Annotated in this window: 8 protein-coding genes; 6 read left to right on the forward strand and 2 right to left on the reverse strand. The window is 57.0% G+C overall.

From position 1 onward, the window contains the following. Nucleotides 1–34 precede the first annotated feature (34 nt). Together ACERLL_RS04390 and ACERLL_RS04395 are read right to left on the reverse strand one after the other, a co-directional pair. The gene (locus ACERLL_RS04390) at nucleotides 35–667 is read right to left on the reverse strand and encodes a response regulator transcription factor (RefSeq protein ID WP_373654831.1); all 633 of its coding nucleotides are present in this window, start codon (nucleotides 665–667) and stop codon (nucleotides 35–37) included. Nucleotides 668–904: 237 nt separating this feature from the next. Further along, the gene (locus ACERLL_RS04395) at nucleotides 905–1,987 is read right to left on the reverse strand and encodes an NADH:ubiquinone reductase (Na(+)-transporting) subunit F (RefSeq protein WP_373654832.1); all 1,083 of its coding nucleotides are present in this window, start codon (nucleotides 1,985–1,987) and stop codon (nucleotides 905–907) included. A gap of 320 nt (nucleotides 1,988–2,307) precedes the next feature. Between ACERLL_RS04395 and ACERLL_RS04400 the strand changes: the two genes are divergently transcribed. The 6 genes from ACERLL_RS04400 to ACERLL_RS04425 all read left to right on the forward strand — a co-directional run. Further along, nucleotides 2,308–2,511, forward strand: coding sequence for a hypothetical protein (locus ACERLL_RS04400; protein WP_373654833.1), 204 nt, complete (start codon nucleotides 2,308–2,310; stop codon nucleotides 2,509–2,511). Nucleotides 2,512–3,597: 1,086 nt separating this feature from the next. Then, on the forward strand, nucleotides 3,598–4,557 hold the full coding sequence (locus tag ACERLL_RS04405) for a fatty acid desaturase (RefSeq protein ID WP_373654852.1): 960 nt from the start codon (nucleotides 3,598–3,600) through the stop codon (nucleotides 4,555–4,557). Between the two features lie 68 nt (nucleotides 4,558–4,625). Next, a complete protein-coding gene (locus ACERLL_RS04410) occupies nucleotides 4,626–4,841 on the forward strand; it encodes a hypothetical protein (RefSeq protein ID WP_373654834.1) in 216 nt (71 codons plus the stop codon). A 35-nt stretch (nucleotides 4,842–4,876) separates the two neighbouring features. Beyond that, nucleotides 4,877–5,131: a hypothetical protein gene (locus ACERLL_RS04415; protein WP_373654835.1), complete on the forward strand. Its 255-nt coding sequence runs from the start codon at nucleotides 4,877–4,879 to the stop codon at nucleotides 5,129–5,131. A 46-nt stretch (nucleotides 5,132–5,177) separates the two neighbouring features. Further along, on the forward strand, nucleotides 5,178–5,549 hold the full coding sequence (locus tag ACERLL_RS04420; RefSeq protein ID WP_373654836.1) for a group I truncated hemoglobin: 372 nt from the start codon (nucleotides 5,178–5,180) through the stop codon (nucleotides 5,547–5,549). Between the two features lie 282 nt (nucleotides 5,550–5,831). Further along, nucleotides 5,832–6,448 (forward strand): selenium-binding protein SBP56-related protein (locus ACERLL_RS04425; protein ID WP_373654837.1); only part of this gene is annotated, 617 nt, incomplete at its 3' end.

Here is a 6,448-nt window from a genome sequence, read left to right on the forward strand (position 1 = left end):
ACCTTATAGAGGTGTGTTGGCAGGTATTTTCTAATCAGTAACGGTTACTATTGGGATCGGGATTTACTTGAAGTATCATTTGAATTAAGTCGCTTAATGAGCGGGCTTCCAATTTCTCCATTATGCGCGAACGATGTGCTTCGATCGTCCGCTCACTGAGGCCAAGCTCAATAGCGATTACTTTGTTTGCCTTCCCCGCCCGGATCTGATCCAGGATTTCTCGCTCTCGCTGGGTCAGATTTTCCATCCTTGCGGCGAGCCTACAGCTTTCCTGGGTTCTTTTCCTTACTTCGCGGTCCTGCTCGATGGCCCGTTGTATGGTGTCTAGAAGGACTTCCTCGCTACAGGGCTTTTCAAGGAAGTCGAAGGCTCCTGCCTTCATTGCATGCACCGTTACCGGGACATCCCCGTGCGCCGTAAGCACGATCACAGGCACGTCGAGCTCCCGCTCCCGGAGCTTGTCCTGGACATGGAGCCCGCTCATCTCGGGCATGCGCACATCCAGCACTAGGCACCCGGACCACTCAGGGTCATATTCCTTGAGGAATTGGCTGGCTGAGGAATACGCCATAGCCTGAAGGCCAACCGAACGGACTAGTGCCGTTGTGGCATCGAGGGCGGCAGAATCATCGTCTACGATGAATACCGTGGATTCTCCGGTGCTCATGGTCGCTACCAATTCCCAGTTACCCCAGGGATCTGGGGTAGAGGATTATTAGCCCGCTCATCCGGGTAAGGAGGGATCTCGACCCTTATTAGGGTTAGTATTTACTAACCTAGGCTCAACCGGGGGGCCTGTCAACGGTATACCCGGGTCAAGGCTATACCTTAAGCAGAGGTCACCTAGGGCCAATGAAGACCCCCGGAGTGGAGCCAATAGGCGTTGTAACGCCAAAAAGCGGATTCACCTCCCGGAAGTGTGGCTCGCATCCAGGAACTTATCAAAGAAAATCCTGTCCTCCTGCACGCCGCAACAGGTCAATGTTTCCACGGCCGCATCGATCATGGGAGGAGGGCCGGCAAGGAACGCATCAGCTGTTGCGAAATTCAGCCCCAGGTCAGCGATTTTTTCCGTTACTAGCCCCCTTGCTCCTTGCCATTGGCTGTCCGAAGGTTCATCCGAAAGCACGGGAATAAAAGAAAATCCTCCAGTCACCGCCCAACTTTCTTCAAGGAGCTGCATCGCTTCTTGACAAAATAGATCTTCCTGTTTCCGAGCGCCAAAGAGGAAGATCGTTTCTCGTCGGCACTCCAGGTTGCGGGCATGTTCCAGTAACGCCTTGATAGGGGCCATGCCGCTGCCTCCAGCAACGCATATCATCGGATCGTTTCGCTCGGTCAACATTTTTTGGGGATCCGCGAGGAGGTTGCCAAAGGGGCCGCTTACCTGGACTTTTTCACCGTTTCGGTTCTCTCCATGCAGCCACGAAGTGAATTCGCCTTTAGGGACGTGGCGAATCTGGAAGGTGACTCGATCGGGGGATTCGTCCTCTGGGGCCTTTTCAAAGGAGTAGGACCGCGGGTGCTCAATTCGGCCAGGTACGGATATTTCCGCGTACTGTCCCGCAGTGTATGGCGGCAAGGGCTCATCAAGGGCAATTTCCACCTGGAGGATGTCATGCGTGAGCGGGGTGGTTTTTGCGATTTCCCCCGCAACGGTGCCAATTTCCAAATTTTCCCTGGAGCCTAGCTGCACCTCCACCGCGACATCGGATTTTAGGGTGCTGGAGCACGCCAGTATCATGCCGCTCTCCATTTCCTCCTCGTCCAGCGTGTAATCAAAATCCGCTAGCTCCTTGACTTTCCCTTCCAATAATTTGCACTTACAGGAGCCGCAGCTTCCGACACGGCAGTCGTGTGGCCAGTCCAGTCCGGCACGAAGGGCGGCATCCAAAAGCTTTTCACCGGGCTCAACCTGGAATACTTGGCCGGAGGGCTGAACCTGAGCGGTTTGTTTCTGCTTACTTGATTTAATTAGGCCAAACATCTAGAACCCCTTCGGAGCAATGAACCATCGGTAGGTTTTTTTATGATTCTAGCGGTGGGGATGGTCGATCGAACTTAGCGATTCCCACAGCCGGGCTTCGGGGGTCCGCAATTAAGTAGCGGGAATCCGCAGGGGGCCAAGGCCTCGCCAAGCTTGAAACGGACTACTGGCAGGCAGGATTGAGCTCATCCCTCAAAGAGGTTCGGGAAACCCGAAAGGGAGCACTGGGAACCACGGGTTTCGTGGGAGGAGGGGGTGGGATGAGATAGCAGGTACTGTCTCAGTAATCTGCATACCTGTATGGAAGCGAGGAAATGGTCATGATCGATACCTGCGCCGAACTGCGGCGGCTAATTAATGAGTTCGAGCTGACTCACCGTGATGTGGCCCGGAGGCTGGATGTGTCAGTGGTCACGGTCCTGACATGGGTTGACGGAAATAACCCCGGGGAATCCCTGCCTGAGTCGCTGCTCAGATTGCTGGAGTATGACTTGATGAGCAGGAATACTCAGAGCATCTTCTGAATCTCCCCTTTTCAGGCCACTTCCTACTTGTAGTACCGCTGGGCTATTCGGCCAGTTCATGCACGGACAGCGGATCGCCGATTGCTCCGCCGAGATTCGGCGTTCGGATCCGGAAAGACATCAATGCGCAGGAAGCTGAAATAGCGCCCTCTTGCGCATAGCCTTGGGCTTGCTGCCGGAGACGGATTTACCCCGTCGATGTGCTACAAGCGCTTTGTGGGCTCGCTACTTTCGGGAGCTCCGTTTGCAGGACCGCATTGGGAAGTCCGCTCTCCGCCAGTAGCTTCTTGTGGCGGCGAGTCCCCCTCGGAAAATTTTCCGGAGCGCGAAACCATCTTCGGTCTTGCGTACTTGGACGACCAGTTTTGGCAGTCGGACGTCGCTGAAGCCCTGCTCGCGGCAAGGGCCCTTTACCGAAATGGGGTATCCCGGCCGCCTTCCATATCCGGATGATCTCCTTCCCCTGAGCCTTTTTTCCTTCCGTTCGTCTGCCGATCCCGGGGGTAATCGGCCCCCAAATTGATTTGGCTGGTTGGGAAGTCGAAGGGGAGGTCCCTCCTCGTACGACAGCCTCAGGCTCCCGTTGTCCCGGGCTTTCCCTAGGGGCCATTGGGCGAACTGTGGATGTCAGTACTTCCCCGGGTGGTCTCAACACCCTCGCTTCGGAATGGACCAAACATTCCCCCTTCATCACTGGGCTGAAGGAAAAAATGGTGAGGCTACTACGTAGCTCACGCTCGGGAATCCGCAATGGGCCGCCGTGGAATTGCCGATTTTATCGGGGGTCCCCTGAGGCCTAGAAATATAGGTGTCGAATTTGTTTGGCCGACCCAAGGGCCGAGCAAAAAACCACCTAGGGAGGACTCAGGGATGAAGCGTTTACTGGTGAACCTTCAGTACTTCATCACCCCCGTGCTGATCGGCGCGGCCCTCACCGGGGTCGCTGTCGGTGGGGTGTACGTCTGGCTGGGACTTGCGCTCCTAGTCTCCGCCATCGTGGCCGATACGGCGGTACCGGTTCGGACGCATGGCGCTGTGGATGAGAATGGCCGCTCACTGGGCAGCCCGGCAATTCTCAAGGCCATGATGTATGCCATGTTGCCGATATTCATGGCCTTGCAGCTTGCCCTCGCGGCCAGGGTGTACTCCTACATGGCCGGCGTTCCCATGGGCATCACCGAATTTTTCGGGATACCCATCCAGATGGGGACGACTGGTGCTGAATTGGTGGGAGCCACCATATCGGCGGGAATTTGGCTGGGCATGGGCATTATTTTCGGCCATGAGCTCGCCCATACCAAGAAAGGCTTCACCTTCTGGTTGGCGCGCTGGACCATGGCTCTAAGTGGTGCCGCAAGCTTCTGTTTCGCCCATGTTTACAATCACCATACGGATTTGGGCACCGATGATGACCCCGCCACGGCACCCCGGGGGCGGAACCTTTACAAGCACACCGTCATTTCTTTCCTCGGCCAATCCAAGTTTGCCTACCGCCTGGAAAAGGGCCGGCTGAATCGGCGCAAGACTCCCTTCTTCTCCCCTCAGAATCGGTGGCTCCGTGGCTATGCCATGAGCATTCCCACCGTGGCTCTGTTCTTCTGGGCCGGTGGCTGGATCGGAATTGTCTCGATGCTGGCTATCTGGGCAATCGCCAACCTTGAGCTCGAGGCTCTGAATTATATGGAGCATTACGGGCTGATCAGGGAAAAAGGCGCGCCCATCGAGTACCGGCATTCCTGGGACAACAGCACCATGCTGACCGGAATGGCCTTCATCGAAATCGGCCGGCAGGCGGACCACCACGACCGGGGGGAGACCAGCTTCTGGAATCTGCAGCCGGTTGGTGCCCCGGATACTGGCTGGGGGTATCTCACCCTGTTTCCGCTGACCCTGACCCCGCCCCTCTGGCATGCCTACATGAAGCGCAAGCTGGCCGAGTGGGATCGAGACTTTGCCAGCCCTGAAGAGAAAGCTCTTGCCGCACAAGTGAATCGCCAGGTTGGGTACCCCGTGGTGGAGTCCTCGGGTAAGGCCGCGGCGGCTTAAGAAGTCGGGACGAGGGCGCTACCGGGAATATTCCCGGTAGCCCGGTAGGAGACAAGGAGAAATCCGGAATGAAAACCGCAATGGCCTTTTTAGCGAATGTGGCATTCACAGTACCTGCAGTGGGCGGTTTGGTGGCCCTCGGGGTAGGAGAGCGACACAGCGAACCCCTTTGGGCTATTGGGACCGCAGTGGCGCTGATCGCCATTTTTGTCGCCAACCTTTTGATCTTTTTCAAGGTTGCGGGGAATGAGCCATGGAAGTGGCATCCCACCGAAAATGACTAGAGCAAAAGACGATACGCCAGGTTAGGAGACAGGAAATGGCGAGTAAGACGTTTTCCAGCAAGCAGGAGGCCATGGATGCGGCGCGCGAGGCGGGCCGCGCCCTCGGCCACAAGGCTCCCCACGGGGACCTGGAAACAATTGACTCCGGAATGACCGGAGATTACTGGGAAGGGGAGCTGGCAAAGGGCAAAGTCGACCGCTTTCTGGCCTTGTTGAGCGAGGAGGAAGCCCACCAAGCGTGGCAAGCGGGGTTTGAGGAAATCCGACAATCCCGCCTGGAGACGATGTAATAAGTAGGGAATTTTTAGGGGCCTAACCCACAACAGGAGAAGAAAAATGAGTGAAGTGAACGGCAAAAGCCTGTATGAGCGTCTGGGCGGTCATGAAGGAATCTCGGGAATCGTTGAGGATATTTGGAAGAACCACACGACGAATCCCGAAGTCAAGATTCGGTACCAGGATAGTGATGGGGAAGAGGTCAAGCAGAAGGTTCTTGAGCTCTTCTGCATGGGTACCGGAGGACCCGAGACCTATACCGGGCAAGACATGCTGACCGCCCACCGAGGAATGAATATTAATGAGCAAGAATTTGTGGCGGTGATTGATGATGTTCTGGATGCAATGAATAAAAATGGCTGTGGTCAGCAGGAAAAAGACGAAGTCCTTGCAATCCTGTACTCCATGAAGCCCGAGGTGGTCCACGTCTGAGGGAAGTCGATGGATGAGGCCAATAGGGATTCGAAGGTTTGCCAGCACGTCGGACTATACGTGCAATTGCTGCTCCTGCCACAAATTTCCTGGCGTGGGGACGGCAGGCTACTAATCGACGAGTCACAGGCCGGGGACGGAGCCACCGGGAAGGTGGCATCCCGTCCCTCCATTGGCCCGGAGGTTGGTGACCGAAAAGGAGAGTTATAAGTGATGGGTAATCGGGATAGGTTAGCGATAAGGCGTAGCCCATGGGTCGGGGTACTGACGGCCTTTTTGGGAATGATTGGAACTGCAACGGTATCGGCGGACGAGACCTGCCAGTCGCCGTACATGCCGAAGATCGCCGGCCAGGAGGACTATGTCTACATCTGGACCCTGGGCGTGGAAGGCTGGGGCGATGAGCAGGACAAGCTGGTGACCATCGACGTGGACCCCAGCTCGCCGCACTACGGCGAGGTGGTGGACACTGAATCCGTGGGCGGCCGCAACGAGGCCCACCACGCCGGCTTCACCGACGACCGGCGGCACCTGTGGGCCGGCGGCCTGGACAGCAACGAGATCTTCATCTTCGACGTCCACTCCGACCCCGGCGACCCCGAGCTGAAGAAGGTCATCACGGACTTCACCAAGGAGAGCGGCGGCGCCGTGGGCCCCCACACCTTCTACGCCCTGCCGGGCCGCATGATGGTCAGCGCCCTGTCCAACAACGAGAGCCACGGCGGCAAGACGGCGCTGGTGGAGTACACCAACGACGGCGAGTACGTGGACACCTACTGGCACCCCACCCATGAGAACCCCCGCGGCGCTGAGATCTCCGGAGAGTACGCCGACGGCTTCGGCTACGACATCCGGGCCATGCCGCGGCGCAACGCCATGTTCACCTCCTCCTTCACCGG

It is taken from the genome of Thiohalorhabdus sp. Cl-TMA, from assembly GCF_041821045.1.
Taxonomy (GTDB): domain Bacteria; phylum Pseudomonadota; class Gammaproteobacteria; order Thiohalorhabdales; family Thiohalorhabdaceae; genus Thiohalorhabdus; species Thiohalorhabdus methylotropha.

Coding starts and splice junctions, on each gene's coding strand:
- ACERLL_RS04405 (WP_373654852.1), top strand. CDS start 3,598: ATGTATGCCATGTTGCCGATATTCATGGCCTTGCAGCTTGCCCTCGCG.
- ACERLL_RS04390 (WP_373654831.1), bottom strand. CDS start 667: ATGAGCACCGGAGAATCCACGGTATTCATCGTAGACGATGATTCTGCC.
- ACERLL_RS04410 (WP_373654834.1), top strand. CDS start 4,626: ATGAAAACCGCAATGGCCTTTTTAGCGAATGTGGCATTCACAGTACCT.
- ACERLL_RS04415 (WP_373654835.1), top strand. CDS start 4,877: ATGGCGAGTAAGACGTTTTCCAGCAAGCAGGAGGCCATGGATGCGGCG.
- ACERLL_RS04400 (WP_373654833.1), top strand. CDS start 2,308: ATGATCGATACCTGCGCCGAACTGCGGCGGCTAATTAATGAGTTCGAG.
- ACERLL_RS04420 (WP_373654836.1), top strand. CDS start 5,178: ATGAGTGAAGTGAACGGCAAAAGCCTGTATGAGCGTCTGGGCGGTCAT.
- ACERLL_RS04395 (WP_373654832.1), bottom strand. CDS start 1,987: ATGTTTGGCCTAATTAAATCAAGTAAGCAGAAACAAACCGCTCAGGTT.